We start from the raw sequence: 17,261 nt of genomic DNA on the forward strand, positions 1-17,261 counted from the left end.
AAATTCCGAAACCCCTATCTGCGCATGCAGGTAGGGGTTTTGTTTTGCCTGCGAAAAAGTGGCCTTCGATCATGGCCGTGCTTTTTTCAGTGGGCCCGAAGCCGTCCGACCGTCGTTTTGGCCGTCAAGGACAGCCACTCAGGAAATTAGTCCTAAAGTGGCCGTGCAGTTTTTGGTATGGTGCAGCTCGTTTTTTTGATGGACTGATGTCACGCGCAAGGAATGGCGTTTAACCCAGTCAAAGAGTTGCTGCACAAATGCCCGAACCGATCCCGATCAAAGACCACGAAACAGAAACGCGTCTGGTCAACAAGCGGTTGTTGGCTTGCGCACTGTTCGTGATTGCCATCACCTGTGCGCTGGTTGTGCGCATGTACGTTCTGCAAGTGGTCGAGTTTGACTATCACTCGACGATCTCCGAAAACAACCGGGTGCACGTGTTGCCCATTACCCCGACTCGCGGCCTGATCTATGACCGTAACGGCGTGCTGCTGGCTGACAATCGGCCTAGCTACAACCTGACCATCACTCGCGAGCGCGCAACCGATGTGAAGGGCGAGCTGGACTCGGTGGTCAGCCTGCTGCATTTGCCCGCTGAAGATCGCACGCTGTTCGACAAGGCGATGAAACAGGCGCGCCACCCCTTTGTCCCGGTCACTTTGTTCTATGAACTGACCGAAGAACAGATCGCCGTGCTCGCAGTGAACGAGTTCCGTTTGCCGGGAATTGACGTCGAGCCGCAGTTCGTTCGCAACTACCCGCTGGGCGCACATTTCGCCCACTCTATCGGTTATGTCGGGCGCATCAACGAGAAAGAATCCAAGGCGCTGGATACAGTGGAGTACCGCGGTACCCAGTCGATCGGCAAGACTGGCATCGAAAAATTCTACGAATCCGAGCTGCATGGCCATGTTGGCTATGAAGAGGTTGAAACCAACGCCCAGGGGCGCGTGCTGCGTGTGCTCAAGCACACGGACCCGATTCCAGGGAAGAACATCGTCCTCAGCCTCGATGTGAGGCTTCAGGAGGCGGCAGAAGACGCGCTGGGCGACCGTCGTGGTTCAGTGGTTGCTCTCGATCCGGCAACGGGTGAAGTGCTGGCAATGGTCAGCAAACCGAGCTTCGACCCGAACCTGTTCGTCACGGGTATCAGCTTCAAGGAATACGCGGCGCTGCATGACTCCATTGACCGTCCGCTGTTCAACCGGGTATTGCGTGGGTTGTACGCGCCGGGCTCGACGATCAAGCCGGAAGTAGCGATTGCCGGGCTCGACACGGGCGTGGTCACGGCGTCCACTCGGGTCTTCGATCCGGGTTACTACCAACTGCCGGATTTCGACCACAAATACCGTAACTGGAATCACAGCGGCGATGGTTGGGTCGACATGGACGCAGCGATCATGCGTTCCAACGACACCTACTTCTACGACCTGGCACACAAGCTCGGCATCGATCGTCTGCACGATTACATGGCGATGTTCGGTCTCGGCGAGAAGGTCTCGCTGGACATGTTTGAAGAATCCGCCGGGTTGATGCCATCCCAGGCCTGGAAGCGCGCTACTCACCGCCAGCCGTGGTTCCCGGGTGAAACGGTGATCCTCGGGATCGGTCAGGGCTATATGCAAGTGACGCCGTTGCAACTGGCCCAGGCCACTGCACTGATCGCCAACAAAGGCGTGTGGAACCGACCGCACCTGGCCAAGACGATCGCTGGCGTGGCGCCGGTGGATGAGCATCCGATGCCCAACATCCTGTTGAAGAATCCCCATGATTGGGACCAGGTCAATCACGGCATGCAAATGGTCATGCACGATCCACGCGGTATCGCCCGAGCAGCCGCGGTGGGGGCGCAATACCGGATCGCCGGCAAGAGCGGTACCGCACAAGTGGTGGCGATCAAACAGGGCGAACGCTACGACCGTTTGAAGACCCGCGAACGTAACCGCGACAACGCCTTGTTCGTCGGATTCGCCCCGGCCGAACATCCGCAGATCGTGATTTCAGTGATGATCGAGAACGGCGAGGCCGGTGGTCGCGTTGCCGGACCCGTGGTGCGCCAAATCATGGATGCGTGGCTGCTGGACCATGACGGTCACTTGAAGCCGCAATACGCGAGCCCGAGCAAACCGCCAGCCGATCCTCACGTTTGAAGCACTGAAAGTTACAGCACCTGCTCATGCCTGCTGAGCAGGTGCTGGATGCTTTCCAGGAACACCGTTTCGGCCTGAGTCATTTTCTGCTCACGATTCCAGAGCAGCCGAATATCCAGATCCGCTACTCCTTCCTCAGGCGGCAGACGCCATAGCAGCCCCTGTTCGACATCTCGTCGTACCAGATGAACGGGCAAACAGCCGATACCAAACCCTGCGCAGATCAGCCGGTGAATCTCTTGGAAACTGGTCGATGAGGCGACTATCTTGCCGGTAAAGCCCTGCTGGTCGCGAAACAGCGTCAGCGGTGAAAGATTGCCGCCCAACTGGTCGCTGGTGAAGCTGACAAAGTGCTCGGTAGCGAGCTGTTCCAGCGTCAGATTCTCCTGCCCAAACAACCGATGTCGCGGCCCACAGAAGTACCCGTAACGCTCGCGAAACAACACGCGTTGCTCCAGCCGAGGCTGGCGCAGTCGGCATAAACCAACGCCTGCCGTCGCCGTTTTTTGCAGCAGGGAACTGATGATATCCGAGCTCCCCATCACCTCAACTTCCAGCTCGACGTTCGGATGACTTTCATGGAAGTCCGCCAGAAACTCATCGTAGTGCGCCGACTGGATGCCGCTGATGGTGAGGATGCGCACCTTGCCCACCATGTCATCGTGACGACTCTCCAGCACCGTCCCCAAACGTGAAATATCACCATAAATATCGGCCGCGATACGCAGCACTTCTTCACCGCTTTCGGTGAGATCGAAGCGCCGACCGCTGCGGGCAATCAGCACACAATCGAGCTGTTCCTCGAGACGTTTGAGCGCCTGGCTCACCGCCGATTGCGTGATGTGCAGGCGCGCGGCCGCGCGGCTCATGCTGCCTTCCTGGCCGATTACCAGATAAGTGCGCAGCAGGTTCCAGTCGAGCCGGTCATTGAGAAAGCGTCGACTGGCGTGCGAGAGCGCTGAGGGCATAGAGATTCCTGCTATTAGCAAGGCTAATAGTAAGCTTAAGAATTTGAAAATTGACTAATCCTAGCCCGGCCGCGATAAAGCCCACAAGCACACCGTGCTGTCGATAATCGGCGCCTGCGCTCTGTCCGGTCGCCATCACGTACAAGAAGAGGTGGATTTGTGAGTAAGCCTGAAGAGATGAACGCCGTTGAATGGCAGGCCCGTTGCGAACTGGCGGCCTTGTATCGGCTGGTCGCGCATTTTCGCATGACCGACCTGATCGACACTCACATCACGTTGCGAATTCCGGGGCCCGAGCATCATTTCCTGATCAACCGTTATGGGGTGATCTTTGATCGCATGCGCGCCTCTGATCTGGTGCGGATCGACCAGCAGGGCCGAATTGTCGACCCGGCGTACGCGGATCATCGGGTCAATACCGCAGGCTTCGTGATCCATTCGGCTATCCACATGGCGCGCGCCGACCTTAACTGCGTGATTCACACGCACACGGCGGCGGGCATGGCGGTGGCTGCGCAGAAGCAAGGCCTGCTACCGATCACTCAGCACGCGCTGAAGTTCTACGGCAAGCTGGCCTATCACATCTATGAAGGTATCGCTTTGTCGCTGGACGAGCGCGAGCGGTTGATTGCCGACCTGGGGCCACACAAGGCGATGATCCTGCGCAATCACGGGTTGTTGGTAGGCGGTGCCAGTGTGGCCCATGCGTTCCAGGAAATTTATTTCCTTGAACGCGCCTGCCAGGCGCAGGTCCAGGCGCTGGCGGGTGGTTGTGAGCTGAACTTCCCGTCGTCAGCGGTTTGCGCTCATACGGCTGAACAGTTCGAGCAGGACGATGCCGAGAACATCGTCGATCTGGCCTGGGCTGCGGCTTTGACACTGATCGAATCACAGCGCGAGTCCTATTGCTCATGAGCACCGAATCAGGCGCTCTGTGGCACTTGCCAGTCTCTTGACGTTAACGTAAACATAAGCGCTGGCGCCGATTTCCCATGGCGCAGGTTTTGCTTGAGGGAAGGGCTGTCCGAGGTATCGGGCAAACTTCCCTTTACTGCCATCTGAACCGGGTAGATATTTCCCCATGGCATGCGTGCTTCGTCACATGTCTGGGAGTGACCCGGCCAGAGACTGGGCGGACCGATCCGGAGCGCTTGATGACTCTTATAAAAACAATAACGCCAGAGCTGCAACATGAAGCCCGGTTGGCCCGGGAAAAACTTCACCTTGAAGGCGAAGTCCCCAACGGGGTGTTGCGCGCTGAAATCGATGCCTCATGGCGACGCAGCTTGAGCCATGGTGTGCACTTCAATGGCAAGCATGAGCTGGCGTTGGAATCGAGCGCCAGCCTTGAGGTGTTGCTGGCGAGCAATCGCTTGCTGATCGACGCCGCGATGCCGGCCATCGATTACCTGGCCGAGCGCCAGGGCAAGGAAGGGCTGATCATCCTCGCCAACTCCGACGCGACCATACTCTCGGTCGAAGGCCGCGCCGACCGGCTCAAGGGCAGTGGCCTGCAAGACATCACCCTGGGCGCCTGCTGGAGCGAAGCTGCACGCGGCACCAATGCCCTTGGCACGGCGCTGGTGGAAGCGCGGCCGACGCTGATCGACTGTGGCGAACATTACCTCGATCGTCTCAGTGATTTTTCCTGCTCCTCGGTGCCGATTCACTGCCCTCAGGGCGAGATCCTTGGCGTGCTCGACCTGACCCGCGAAGGCCCGTTAGGACGGGTGCATGACAGCACCGCGTTGCTGACGATGGCGGTCAGTCAGATTGAAAGCCGGGTGTTCAACGCAAGTTATCCCGAACAGATTGTGCTCGCCTTCCACAGTCGTCGACAGTACCTCGAATCGCCTTGGCAAGGGCTATTGGCGGTAAGCCTCGGCGGGCAGATTCTGGCCGTCAGCGCTCAGGCCTGTCAGTTGCTCAATGCCGAACGCTCAGCCCTGGTTGGCCGGCCGTGTGAAGACTTTCTCGGGGTCGATGGCCTGCAACTGCTGGCACGCCTGCAACAAGGCGGGATCGGCAGTCTGCAAACCGCCAAAGGCGAATTCTTTTACAAAACCCTGCGTGCACCGCAGCGCTCGATCAACGTCAGCAGCACCCCGCGCAGCGTTGCAAAGAGCACCAAACCCCAACCCGATCTCGAGTCCCTGGCCGGTAGCAATGTGCGTTATGCGCGTGCGTTGCGCATGGCCCGGCAAGGCCTGGCCAATGATTTGCCGGTATTACTGCTGGGAGAAACCGGCACCGGCAAGGAAGTCATCGCCCGGGCGCTGCACATGGCTGGCAGCCGTTGCGACAAACCCTTCGTCGCGGTCAATTGTGCGGCAATCCCCGAGGGCCTGATCGAGTCGGAACTGTTCGGCTACCGCGAAGGGGCGTTCACCGGCTCACGGCGGGGCGGGATGATCGGCCGACTGCAACAGGCCCATGGCGGCACGCTGTTCCTCGATGAAATAGGCGACATGCCGCTGGCGTTGCAAGCGCGCCTCTTGCGGGTGTTGCAGGACCGCAAGGTCGCACCGCTGGGGGCGGGCGAAGAGCAAGACATCGACGTCGCACTGATCTGTGCCACTCACCGCGACCTCAAACGTCTGGTGGAGGACCAGCACTTTCGCGAAGATCTGTTCTATCGTGTCAACGGCATCAGCGTGATGCTGCCGGCCTTGCGTGAGCGCGAAGACTTCAGTGAATTGGTGAACCGCTTGCTCGGCAAACTGGATGCACCAACGGTCAAACTGAAAGAGGAGCTGAGCAGCTTGCTCGCCGGTTACCACTGGCCGGGCAACATTCGCCAACTGGAGATGGTGCTGCGTACCGCACTGGCCATGCGCGAACCGGGTGAAAGCGTGCTGAGCCTGGATCATCTGCCCGACAGCATGCTCGACGAGTTGAATGCCAGCGAGCGCTTGCCCACCGGCAGCATTCGCGAGAATGAACTGGAGCTGATCCGCCAGTCCCTCGACAGTCATCATGGCAACGTTTCGGCCACCGCCGATGCATTGGGCATCAGCCGCGCGACGCTGTACCGCAAGCTCAAACAGTTGCGCAACTGATGCGCCGCTTGATCGTCAGGCTGGTCGACAGCCACAACCCTCAAGCGCTGGACGCCGCCTTGCAGTGGTTGTACGGCTTCGTGCGCCCGCATCGGCTGGCGATTGCCGGGCTGCTCGGGTTGTCGGTGTGCGCCTCGTTGCTGGTGCTGGTGCAGCCCTGGCTGACCAAGTTGCTGATTGACGATGGACTGCTGGCGCACAATTTTCCCATGCTGGTACTGATCGCCGGGTTGATGATTGTCGCCGGGCTGCTCGGCACTGCATTGTCGGGGATCAATCGCTACCTGCACACGCGGTTGTCGGGGCGCATTCTGTTTGCCCTGCGCGATGATCTGTATCGACACTTGCAGACCTTGTCGCCAGGCTTCTACGGGCAACGGCGGATCGGCGACCTGATGTCGCGCCTCGATGGTGATGTCGCAGAGATCCAGCGCTTTGCCGTCGACTCGCTGTTCTCGGCGGTTTCCAGCATTATTGGTCTGGTCTGCGCGCTGGCGATGTTGCTGACCCTGTCGTGGAAACTCTCGCTGTTGGCGTTGGTATTGATCCCGCTGGACGTGCTCTGGCTGCGCTGGATGCGGCGCAAGGTCGAGCGTGATGTGCGGCAGTTACGCGAGCGTTCGGCGGATATGTCCTCGTTCATGGTCGAAACCCTGCCGGTGATGAAATTCATCCAGTCCGCCGGCCAGCAACAACGCGAAGCACGGCGCCTCGAAACTTTGGGGCAGGGCTACATGAGCCAGCTGCTGCGCTTGCAAGTCACCGAGTTTTTTACCCAGGCAGTGCCTGGCACACTGACCTCGTTGTCGCGGGCCTGTGCATTTTTGATCGGCGGTTACTGGGTGGTGCAGGGTACCTGGCAGCTCGGCGCGCTGATCGCGTTTTCGACGTATTTGGGGATGGCGGTCGGGCCGGTGCAGAGTCTGCTCGGGTTGTACGTGGCGATTCAACGGATGACCGTCAGCCTTGGCCGGGTCATGGAGCTGCGCGGTGAACAGCCGAGCGTCGTCACGTCGCAAGCGCCGCTGCCAATGCCGAGCTCTGGCGAACTGTGTTTTGAGGCGGTGCACTTCAGCCACCCTGGGCGCCCGACGACCTTGCGCGGGATCGATGCGCGTATTCCTTACGGTTTGAAAGTCGCCTTGAGCGGCGGCTCCGGGGTGGGTAAATCGACGCTGATTGACCTGCTGCAACGGCACCACGACCCGCAGTCTGGCCGGGTGCTGCTGGACGGAATCGACCTGCGCGAGCTTGCGCTGTTCGAGTTGCGTCGGCGGATCGCCGTAGTCAGTCAGGACATCGTGCTGTTTCGCGGTAGCCTGGCGGATAACCTTGCCTACGCGGTGCCGGACGCCAGCCGCGAGGCGGTGGCCGAAGTGGCGCGACTGGCGCAGCTCGACAGCCTGATCGCGTCCCTGCCCGAAGGCCTCGACAGCCCGTTGGGCGAGCGCGGTCAGCAGTTATCCGGCGGGCAGAAACAGCGGATCGCCATCGCCCGTGCACTGTTGCAGGATCCACTGATTCTGGTGCTCGATGAAGCCACCTCGGCGGTCGATGAGGCCACTGAACGGGAAGTCATCGAGGCCATCGACCGATTGTTTGCCGGACGTACACGAATCCTGATCAGCCATCGCCCCTCAACCCTGGCTGATGCTGATTTACGCTTTGAATTGTTCGATGGCGTGCTGACGCAGGTAAGGGTGCTGGATGAAGCCTGAGCTACGGATTGGCGTGGTCGACAGTGGGCATTCCGTAGCCCAGCGCGGACAGGTGAGCGCCGGGCGACGGTTTTATCTGGTCGAGGACGGACTTGCCGAAGACGAGCTGCGTGACGATCCGATTGGCCACGGCAGCGCGGTGGTCGAAGCGATCAGCCAGCGTGCGGTATCGGCACGCTTTTGCGTGGCGCAGGTGTTCGACCGGCGTGGGGTGACCAGTGCCTTGCAAATCGCCACGGCGATCGATTGGCTGGTGGCGCAGGACGTGCGGGTGATCAACCTCAGCCTGGGCTTGCGCCAGGACCGCAGCCTGCTGCGTGAAGCCTGTTCGGCGGCAGTCGCCCGTGGTGTTCTGCTGTGCGCGTCGAGCCCGGCGCAAGGCGAGGGTGTGTACCCCGCGAGTTACCCGCAGGTGTTGCGAGTGACCGGTGATGCACGTTGTGGCGAACACGAGTGGTCGTGGCTCAACAGTCAGCAGGCCGACTTTGCCGCCTGCGTTCGGGGCACCTACCCTGGGCAATCCGGCGCCAGTCTCGGCTGCGCGGCGTTGACTGGGCATATCGCCAATTACCTTGCCGGGCATCTCGACTCAAGCAATGCGCAAGTCCTCGAATGGTTGCGGGATAACGCTCGTTATCGTGGCCCCGAGCAGCGAGTCTGGAAATGAGCGCCATCCTGATTCTCGGTGCCGGGCCTGCGGGCGCGGCGGTGGCGTTGGGCCTGCGCCGGCTGGGTTATGCGGTGACGCTGATCAGTGACTGGCGGCGCTTCGCGGCGCTCGAAGGTGTTTCACAGCGGGTGCTCGAAGCGCTACGAAGTACCGGTTTGCATCAGGCTCTGGCGGAGGCCGCCTTGCCGTCTCAGCGGCAGGTGTCGTGGAACGGTCGGCAGCATGCGCAAAACATCGAGTTTCTGCTGGATCGGCCGAGCTTCGATCGAGGCTTGCGCGAGGACTTGCGCCTGGCCGGTGTCGAGCTGATCGAAGGCCGGGTGCTGGCGGTTCATTCCCAGGCGTCGGGTCATCGGGTTGAGGTCGAAGGACGCGGCGAATTGTTCAGTGAGTTTCTGGTGGAGGCCCGTGGTCGGCAGGCGCCGGCGCTTGGCAAAGGGCAACGCGGACCGGAGACGGTCAGCTTGCTCAACCGTTGGCAGGGCGCGCCAAGCGTCACCGCCAGCGCGGTGGAGAGTCTACAGGACGGTTGGGCCTGGATGGCGCGGCGGGCCGATGGTCAATGTTATTGGCAGTTGACCGTGGACGTGACCAGCGCCGAGTTACCGGGCAAGGCGCAGTTGCTCGACTACTGTCGCCAGCGCCGTCAGGATTCGCCGTTGGCCGTTGAATTTTTTGGCGCGCAGCTTGAAGCCGATCTGCAACTGCACGCCCGCAGCAGCACGGCGATTCTCAATCCACAGGTGTGCGGCGATAACTGGATTCGGGTTGGCGACGCGGCCATGGCGGTCGATCCGCTGTCGGGCAACGGTATCTTTCAGTCATTGTCTTGCGCGTTGCAGGCACCGGTGGTCATCAACACGTTACTGCGTAAACCTGAGCGTGCGGCATTGGCTCAGCGTTTCCATCACCAGCGGGCCGAACAACTGTTTTTGCGGTTCGCACGTATTGGCCGGGACTTCTATGCCGATGAATTGCGCTGGTCGGAGCAACCGTTCTGGCGTGCGCGTCGGCACTGGCCGGACACGGCGCTTGCTCATGCGCCCGCAGACTTTGCGTCTCTGCGCATTGATCGCGCACCGGTGTTGCACGATGGCTTTGTCGATGAGGCCGAGGTGGTGATCACGGCGGACCAGCCGTTGGGGATCTGGCATGTGCAAGGGGTGGAGTTGGCGCCGCTGCTGCGTCGCCTGCAAACCCAGCCCGCCGAACAGGCGCTGCAAGGTTTGACGGTGGAGCAGGGGCGAGTGGTACGCGGGTGGTTGTTGGGGCAGGGGTTTAAACCCTGACAGTTGAGGTGAACGGTCTGGCGCCATCGCGAGCAGGCTCGCTCCCACATTGGATCTCCAGCGTTCACCAGATCCCTGAGGGAGCGAGCTTGCTCGCGATGGCAGTCTAGAGAGCGCCAGTGATTACAGCTTGATCAACACCGACTTCAACTCGGTGTAATGCTCGATTGCCGCATACCCCATCTCACGGCCCACGCCGGACATCTTGTAACCGCCAAACGGCAATGCCGGGTCGAGGGCGCTGTGGCAGTTGACCCAGACCGAGCCGGATTTGATCCGCGGAATCATCCGGTGCACCGCCGCCAGGTCGTTGGACCAGATACTCGCGCCCAGGCCATACGGACTGTCATTGGCCATGCGCAACGCATCGGCCTCGTCATCGAACGGAATCGCCACCAGCACCGGGCCGAAGATTTCTTCCTGAACCAGCGAGTGCTGCTGATCGACATCGACGATCACCGTCGGCTTGACGAAGAACCCAGGGCCGAATTGCTCACCGCCACAGGCGATGGTCGCACCACTTTCACGACCCATTTCGATGTAGTTGTACACCCGCGCTTGCTGGCGCGCCGAGATCAACGGGCCCATTTCAACGCTCGGGTCCAGGCCGTTACCCAGCTTCATGGCGTTGGCGATGCCGGCAATGTCGGCCACCACATTGTCAAAATGCTTGCGCTGTACATAGAGCCGCGAGCCTGCGCAGCAGACCTGACCCTGGTTGAAGAAGATCGCACTGGCCGCCCCGGCGGCGGCACTGCTGAGGTTGGCGTCGGCCATGACGATGGTCGGCGATTTACCGCCCAGCTCCAGGGTAACCCGGGTCATGGAGTCCATGGCGATCTTGCCGATCTGCTTGCCGACGGCGGTGGAGCCGGTGAAGGTCAGTTTGTCCACCAACGGGTTGTGGGTCAGCGCAGAACCGGCGGTGATGCCGGTACCGGTGACCACGTTGAACACCCCGCTCGGGTAGCCGGCTTCCAGCACCAGCTCGGCGAGCTTCAGCGCGGTCAGCGGCGTTTCATCCGCCGGTTTCAGCACCACGGTGCACCCGGTGGCCAGGGCCGGACCGAGTTTCCAGCAGGCCAGCAGCAACGGGAAGTTCCAGGCAACGATGGCGCCGACCACGCCCACCGCTTCACGGCGGATAAAACTGTGGAACTGATCGTCTGGCATCAACGGCAGCGAGACTTCGACGCTGGAACCTTCGATCTTGGTCGCCCAACCGGCCATGTAGCGCAGGAAGTCGATGGACAACTGCACGTCCATGACCTGTGCCACGGCCGCGCTTTTGCCGTTGTTCAGGCATTCCAGTTGCGCGAGCAACTCGGCGTCGCGCTCCATCAGGTCGGCGAGTTTCCACAACAGGTTTTGCCGCTCTCGAGGTCGGGTGCGGGTCCAGGCCGAATCGTCGAAGGCGTGACGTGCGGCGAGCACGGCGCGATCAACGTCGTCTGGAGTAGCCTTCGGTACAACGCACAGCACTTCGCCGGTCGCCGGGTTGTGCAAGGGCATGGTCTGGCCGTCGGCGGCCTCGACCCAGTCGGCGCCGATCAACATGCGCGGGGCGCGTTGGATGAACGCCGATGTGGCGGGAAGCAGGTAAGGAAGCGGCATGGTGAGACCTCGTCTTGTTCGTGTGGCGAGGTCTTTCGCAACGGTTGTGCCAGTTTGCCGAAGGGCTGTGTTTAGCGGGGTTCAGTGCCAAAAACAGCTGACTGAGCGCGCGGAGCTGTCGCAATCTGAGACGTGAGTGAGACAGCCAAAGCCGTTAACGGCTCAACATGCGATCAATCACCGCCCATAGCTGCGGATCGTTAAAGTCCTCGATCACCAGATGCGCACCCGCCGCCAGCAGCGTCTCGCGGCGTTGGCTGGTCACCAGGCCCACGGTGAAAATCCCGGCCTTCACCGCCGCCGTCAGGCCGGGGATCGAGTCTTCGAACGCCAGGGTCACCTCGGCGCTGGCCCGTAAACGCTCAAGGCCGGTGAGGTAGGGCAGGGGATCGGGCTTGGCACGGGGCAGTTCCTCGGCAACCACGATCTGTTCGAAACGCTCATGCAGGCCCAGCGCTTCAAGCATGTGATCGGCGTTGGCCCGTGGCGCATTGGTGACCACGGCAACGCCAATGTCCTGTTCCTTGGCGAAATCCAGCAAACGGACTAATCCGGCAATGGGCGTCAGTTGTGGAGACAGTTCACGAAAGCGCACTTCCTTGCGTTCGGCGAACGCTTCGCGCTCGACCACCGAGCGATCCGGGAACAGGTAGCGACACATGTTGGCGTTAGCCTGGCCGCTCACATGCGCTTCGAACTCGGCTTGGCTGAAGACCCGGCCATCCTCCTCCAGCAACAATTGTTGAAGCGCCAGCAGATGGAGCGCATCGGTGTCGGTCAGGGTGCCGTCGAGGTCGAAGAGCAAAGCAGTGAGCATGGCGCAGTTCCCGTAGCTGAAGCGGTTAAGCGGATAGGTAGCCATCGTATACACAGGGCGTCATCTATGCTCGTCTCAGAGTGCAACAGTTGTCGCGATATTAGACGCCACTCACGTTTTTCAGCCCTGGTAAAAAATCTATTTTTCTCGCCAATCATTTGATTTTAAAGACTATTCATAAGCTGGCACGCTCCGTGTATTGCTCCTTCGCAGACGTTTCTCTTGCCTCCGCCAGTGACCGGTTCGCCGGCGGCAGAAACCATAAAAACAACAGATCACAACAATAAGAAAGCACCGTGCGAGGTTCGACGTTGATGAAGAGAAAACTCCGATCAGGCATGAGCGCCAGTCTGCTGGCGCTCGCCGCGTGTGCCGCCCTGCATGCTCCGCAAAGCATGGCCGCGCGTGACGCCCAAACCATCCTCAAGGAAACCTGCCAGGGCTGTCATACCCCCGAGGCCGACAATGCCTTGAGCCGTATCAGCCACCAGCGCAAAACCCCCGAAGGCTGGCTGATGAGCATCGCCCGGATGCAGACCATGCACGGTTTGCAGATCAGTGATGAGGACCGCCGCACACTGGTCAAATACCTCGCCGATACCCAAGGCCTGGCGCCGAGCGAAACCGATGGCGTGCGTTATGCGCTGGAGCGCCGGCTCAATACCGTCGAGCATTTCGACGACCTGACGAGCCAGATGTGCGGCCGCTGCCACTCCGGTGCGCGGATTGCCCTGCAACGGCGGCCGGCCCAGGAGTGGGAACGTCTGGTGAACTTCCACCTCGGCCAATGGCCGTCCCTGGAATACCAGGCATTGGCCCGCGATCGCGACTGGTTCGACATTGCTCGCAAAGACATGGTGCCGCTGTTGGCCAAGCGCTATCCGCTGGACAACCCGGCCTGGAAAGCCTGGCAAAAAACGGCGCCAAAATCCGAAGCGCTGGTGGGTAACTGGAGCTTCAGCGGCCACTTGCCAGGCAAGGGTGAGCTGGCCGGTGTAATGAGTGTCAGCGCCTCGGGCCTTGATCAGTTCAAGGTCACGGTCAAAGGCCAATACGCCGATGGCAGCCCGTTCAATGGCGACGGCAGCGCGATCCTCTACAGCGGTTACGAATGGCGCGGCAACGTGACCATCGACGGTGTGGTCATGCGTCAGGTGTTCGCCGCCAAGGGCACTGAACTGCAAGGTCGAATGTTCGACGCCGAGCACGATGAACGCGGCCTCGACTTTATCGCCGCCAAACAAGGTTCCAGCCGTTTGCTGGCGGTGCAGCCGGGGTATCTGAAGGCCGGCAGCGAAACCGAGGTGACCCTGATCGGCAGCGGTCTGCAAGGCACGCCGAACTTTGGCAATGGCGTGGAAGTGGTGCAAGTGCTGGAGCAAAGTCCAGAGCGCATCAAGGTCAAAATCAAAGCGGCCGCCGACGCCAGACCCGGCGCGCACGAGGTCACGATTGGCAACTTGAAAGGCGCGACGCTGGCGGTCTACAGCCAGATTGCCGAGGTCAAGGTAGTGCCGGAATTCTCGGTGGCGCGGATCGGTGAGGGCGGCGGTTCGACGCCAAAAGTCCAGGGCCGTTTTGATGCCGAAGCCTGGGGCAAAGGCGCCGATGGCAAACCGTATCGCATTGGTGTGTTCCCGGCGCAGTGGAAAGTTGAAGCCTTCGACGACCGCGCCAAGGAAGACCAGGACGTCAAGTTTGCCGGCACCATGCAGGCCGACAGCGGCATATTCACCCCGGGCGATGCCGGGCCGAACCCGCAACGCAAGATGTCCACCAACAACGCCGGAAATCTCAAGGTGATCGCCGCAGTGGATGACGCTGGCAAGGCGTTGACCGGCGAAGGCCACATGATCGTCACCGTGCAACGCTGGAACAATCCACCCATTCCCTGATTTGACTGCGCGTGAACGTGACAGACACTTTTCAGGAATGACCGCAGGCCTCGAAAACGGGGTTTGCACAGGAGGTTGTAATGGGCGCCATTTTGAATCTGGTCGAGCGCAATCTGCACGAAGTGCACGTCGATGCCGACCGCATGTTGTTTCACATTCCCAGCAGTTCGCTGTTCGCCAGCGATGAGCTGACCGGCACCATCATCGATACCTTGCGCGGTCCCGGCTGTTCGTCGGAGGACTTGATCCAGCGCTTGGCCGCACGCTTCAACGGCGAAGAAATCACCGAAACCCTGCGTGAACTGATCTCCCTGGAACTGGTCAGTGACGGCTCGCCGCTGACCCCGGACATCGGCACCAAACGGGTCGAACGCACGGCGATCAACACCGTGGTGCTCAACGTCAACACCGGCTGCAACCTGAGCTGCACCTATTGCTACAAGGAAGACCTCGACAAGCCGTCGGCCGGCAAGAAGATGGACGTCGACACCGCCGTTGCGTCGGTGGAAATGCTGTTGCGTGAATCGCCTGACGAAGAGCGCTTCACCGTGGTGTTCTTCGGTGGTGAGCCGCTGAGCAATCGCAAGCTGATCGAGTACATGGTCGACTACTGTGAGAAGCGTTTTCGCGAAGCCGGCAAGTTCGTCGAATTCGTCATGACCACCAACGCCACGCTGCTCACCGAGGACACGGTCGACTACCTGAATGCCCACCGTTTTGGCTTGTCGGTGAGCATCGACGGACCGAAAACCGTGCACGACCGCAACCGCATCACCGTGGGCGGGCAGGGCACCTACGACGTGGTTCGGCGCAAGGCCGAGATGCTGTTGTCGCGCTACAACAGCCGCCCGGTCGGTGCACGTGTGACCCTGACCACCGGCGTCACTGATGTCGAAACCATCTGGGATCACCTGTTCAACGAGTTGGGTTTTGCCGAAGTCGGTTTCGCCCCGGTGACCTCGGGCGACATCAGCACTTTCAACCTGTCCAGTGACGAGTTGATCGAAGTGTTCGCCAACATGAAAAAGCTCGGCCGACGTTATCTGGAAGCGGCGCTGGAGCACCGCAACATCGGTTTCTCCAACCTGCACCAGTTGATCACCGACATCCACGAAGGCCACAAAAAAGCCCTGCCGTGCGGTGCCGGACTGAAGATGCTGGCGGTGGATCACAAGGGCGAACTCAACCTCTGCCACCGTTTCACCGGCTCGTCATTGCCAACCTTCGGCAATGTGCACAGCGGCGTGAAACAGGTCGAGTTGAACGACTTCCTGTCCCAACGCCTGGACCGAACCAACACCGGTTGCGAAGACTGCCAGATCCGCAACCTGTGTTCCGGCGGCTGCTACCACGAGAGCTACGCCCGCTACGGCGACCCGACGCACCCGACCTATCACTACTGCGAACTGATGCGTGACTGGGTCGACTTCGGTATCGAGGTCTACACCCGGATCATGGCTCACAACCCTGCGTTCATCAGCAGTTACATCACTCCGCGCAAGGCTCACTGATATGAAACATCTCAAGGCAATCAATAACAAAGCCCAGAAGCTCGATCAGGCCGCGGCCGAAAACCGTATCGAAGAAGTGGTGGCGATGAGTTCTGTCGCCGGTTGCGCCTCGACCACCGACCCCGGCTGGGAAATCGACGCCTTTGGCGGTGTGTCGTCGCTGTGCCAGCCGATGGAAGCGGACCTCTATGGTTGTTCCGACCCTTGCTGGTGGCCAGCCCAAGTGCCGGACATGATGAGCACCTACCCGGACTGGAACAAGGACGCCCAAGCTTCCAACGAGAGCTGGCGCAACCTGGGCACAGTGTTCCCAAAAGACAAATGATCGGACAGAAGAAGGATTCCTGCATGCGCCTTATCAATGCCTGCGGCCTGGCCGCTTCCGCCCTCCTGAGTGTCTGTTCACTCAGTGTTCTGGCCGATGAAAACACTGTGCTTCAAAGTGGTCACGAGTACATGTTGACCACCAATTACCCGAACAACCTGAACGTCATCGACCTTAAAACCGACAGCCTGTACAAGACCTGCAAGCTGCCGGATGCCTTTGGTCCCGGCACCATTCAGTTGTCGCCGGACCGCAAGACCGCTTACGTGCTGAACAACCACTATGCGGACATCTACGGTGTCGAACTCGACAGCTGCAAGCAGGTGTTCCACGCCAGCATCACCCAGCAACCGGGGGAGAAAGCGCGTTCGATGTTCGCGTTCACCCTCAGCCACGACGGCAAGGAGTTGTACACCGTCGCCAACCCGACCTTGATGCTCAACGACCACTATGAAGTGCAACCCCCACGGCTGGATGTGTACGCCACCGATGCCGGTATGAGCGCCAAACCGGTTCGCAGCTTCCCGGCGCCGCGTCAACTGACCATCATGCAAAGCGGGGATGACGGCACGCTGTATGTGGCCGGTGCGGACATCTACAAGGTCAATGTGAAGACCGGCAAGTTCGACGTGCTGATCCCCAGCCGTCACTGGAAACGCCCCAACTACAGCGCACCTGACGTGCTCTACGTGTGGAACCAGCAAACGTACCGGCATGACTTTTCGCTGCTCTACACCACGGCGAAATTCAAGGATAAAAAACAGGACCCGGCCACTGCCGAAAACCTCTACGGCTTGTTCAGCATCGACCTGAAAACCGGCAAGACCGAAACCACCGATTTCGGCCCGTTGATCGAAATCTACTTCAGCGGCATGCGTTCGCCGAAAGACCCGAACCTGATGTTTGGCGTGCTCAATCGTCTGGCCAAGTACGACATCAAACAGAAGAAGCTGATTCAGGCGACGAACCTGGACCACTCCTACTACTGCATTTCCTTCAACAAGGACGGCAGCAAGATCTACCTGGCCGGGACCTTCAACGACGTGGCGATCTTTGATGCTGACAGCCTGAAGCAGATCGGCAGCATCAAAATGCCGGGCGGCGACATGGCGATCACCACGGCGCAGGTGTTTGTCCGGTAATCGCGGTGCCTGCACGGACGCTTTCGCGAGCAGGCTCGCTCCCACACTGGATTTCGGTCGTACACCAAATATGTGCTCACCGAAGATCTACTGTGGGAGCGAG

13 protein-coding genes are annotated in these 17,261 nt (G+C 60.3%); 10 read left to right on the forward strand and 3 right to left on the reverse strand.

The features are described 5' to 3' along the window. Positions 1-257 precede the first annotated feature (257 nt). On the forward strand, positions 258-2,150 hold the full coding sequence (mrdA, locus tag NTD87_RS25900; protein ID WP_262117037.1) for a penicillin-binding protein 2: 1,893 nt from the start codon (positions 258-260) through the stop codon (positions 2,148-2,150). An 11-nt stretch (positions 2,151-2,161) separates the two neighbouring features. Here mrdA and NTD87_RS25905 read toward each other — a convergent pair whose 3' ends face one another. After that, the gene (locus NTD87_RS25905) at positions 2,162-3,118 is read right to left on the reverse strand and encodes a LysR family transcriptional regulator (RefSeq protein WP_262117038.1); all 957 of its coding nucleotides are present in this window, start codon (positions 3,116-3,118) and stop codon (positions 2,162-2,164) included. 159 nt (positions 3,119-3,277) lie between these two features. Here NTD87_RS25905 and NTD87_RS25910 point away from each other — a divergent pair, with 159 nt between their 5' ends. The 5 genes from NTD87_RS25910 (at position 3,278) to NTD87_RS25930 (ending at position 9,854) form a co-directional block, all read left to right on the forward strand. After that, a complete protein-coding gene (locus NTD87_RS25910) occupies positions 3,278-4,033 on the forward strand; it encodes a class II aldolase/adducin family protein (protein ID WP_262117039.1) in 756 nt (251 codons plus the stop codon). 239 nt (positions 4,034-4,272) lie between these two features. Next, on the forward strand, positions 4,273-6,177 hold the full coding sequence (locus tag NTD87_RS25915; protein WP_262117040.1) for a sigma-54-dependent Fis family transcriptional regulator: 1,905 nt from the start codon (positions 4,273-4,275) through the stop codon (positions 6,175-6,177). Further along, the gene (locus NTD87_RS25920) at positions 6,177-7,895 is read left to right on the forward strand and encodes an ABC transporter ATP-binding protein (protein WP_262117041.1); all 1,719 of its coding nucleotides are present in this window, start codon (positions 6,177-6,179) and stop codon (positions 7,893-7,895) included. The genes NTD87_RS25915 and NTD87_RS25920 overlap by 1 nt, the downstream gene beginning before the upstream one ends. Further along, positions 7,885-8,562, forward strand: coding sequence for a S8 family serine peptidase (locus NTD87_RS25925; protein ID WP_262117042.1), 678 nt, complete (start codon positions 7,885-7,887; stop codon positions 8,560-8,562). Before NTD87_RS25920 ends, NTD87_RS25925 begins: the two co-directional genes overlap by 11 nt. Beyond that, a complete protein-coding gene (locus NTD87_RS25930; RefSeq protein WP_262117043.1) occupies positions 8,559-9,854 on the forward strand; it encodes an NAD(P)/FAD-dependent oxidoreductase in 1,296 nt (431 codons plus the stop codon). The genes NTD87_RS25925 and NTD87_RS25930 overlap by 4 nt, the downstream gene beginning before the upstream one ends. A gap of 123 nt (positions 9,855-9,977) precedes the next feature. Here NTD87_RS25930 and NTD87_RS25935 read toward each other — a convergent pair whose 3' ends face one another. Both NTD87_RS25935 and NTD87_RS25940 read right to left on the reverse strand, forming a co-directional pair. Next, a complete protein-coding gene (locus NTD87_RS25935) occupies positions 9,978-11,468 on the reverse strand; it encodes an aldehyde dehydrogenase family protein (protein WP_262117044.1) in 1,491 nt (496 codons plus the stop codon). A 154-nt stretch (positions 11,469-11,622) separates the two neighbouring features. Then, positions 11,623-12,285: an HAD family hydrolase gene (locus tag NTD87_RS25940; protein ID WP_262117045.1), complete on the reverse strand. Its 663-nt coding sequence runs from the start codon at positions 12,283-12,285 to the stop codon at positions 11,623-11,625. Positions 12,286-12,599: 314 nt separating this feature from the next. Here NTD87_RS25940 and peaA point away from each other — a divergent pair, with 314 nt between their 5' ends. The 4 genes from peaA (at position 12,600) to peaD (ending at position 17,158) form a co-directional block, all read left to right on the forward strand. After that, complete coding sequence (peaA, locus tag NTD87_RS25945) at positions 12,600-14,180, forward strand: quinohemoprotein amine dehydrogenase subunit alpha (RefSeq protein WP_262117046.1); 1,581 nt, start codon at positions 12,600-12,602, stop codon at positions 14,178-14,180. An 80-nt stretch (positions 14,181-14,260) separates the two neighbouring features. Further along, positions 14,261-15,691 (forward strand): quinohemoprotein amine dehydrogenase maturation protein, encoded by a 1,431-nt coding sequence (gene peaB, locus NTD87_RS25950; RefSeq protein WP_262117047.1) that lies wholly within the window; start codon positions 14,261-14,263, stop codon positions 15,689-15,691. A 1-nt stretch (position 15,692) separates the two neighbouring features. Beyond that, complete coding sequence (gene qhpC / locus NTD87_RS25955; RefSeq protein ID WP_054596428.1) at positions 15,693-16,016, forward strand: quinohemoprotein amine dehydrogenase subunit gamma; 324 nt, start codon at positions 15,693-15,695, stop codon at positions 16,014-16,016. A 23-nt stretch (positions 16,017-16,039) separates the two neighbouring features. Continuing rightward, positions 16,040-17,158, forward strand: a complete 1,119-nt coding sequence (peaD, locus tag NTD87_RS25960) for a quinohemoprotein amine dehydrogenase subunit beta (RefSeq protein WP_262117048.1) — start codon at positions 16,040-16,042, stop codon at positions 17,156-17,158. Positions 17,159-17,261: the final 103 nt, after the last annotated feature.

Origin of the sequence: Pseudomonas sp. 6D_7.1_Bac1 (genome assembly GCF_025465945.1) — a bacterium.
GTDB lineage: Bacteria > Pseudomonadota > Gammaproteobacteria > Pseudomonadales > Pseudomonadaceae > Aquipseudomonas.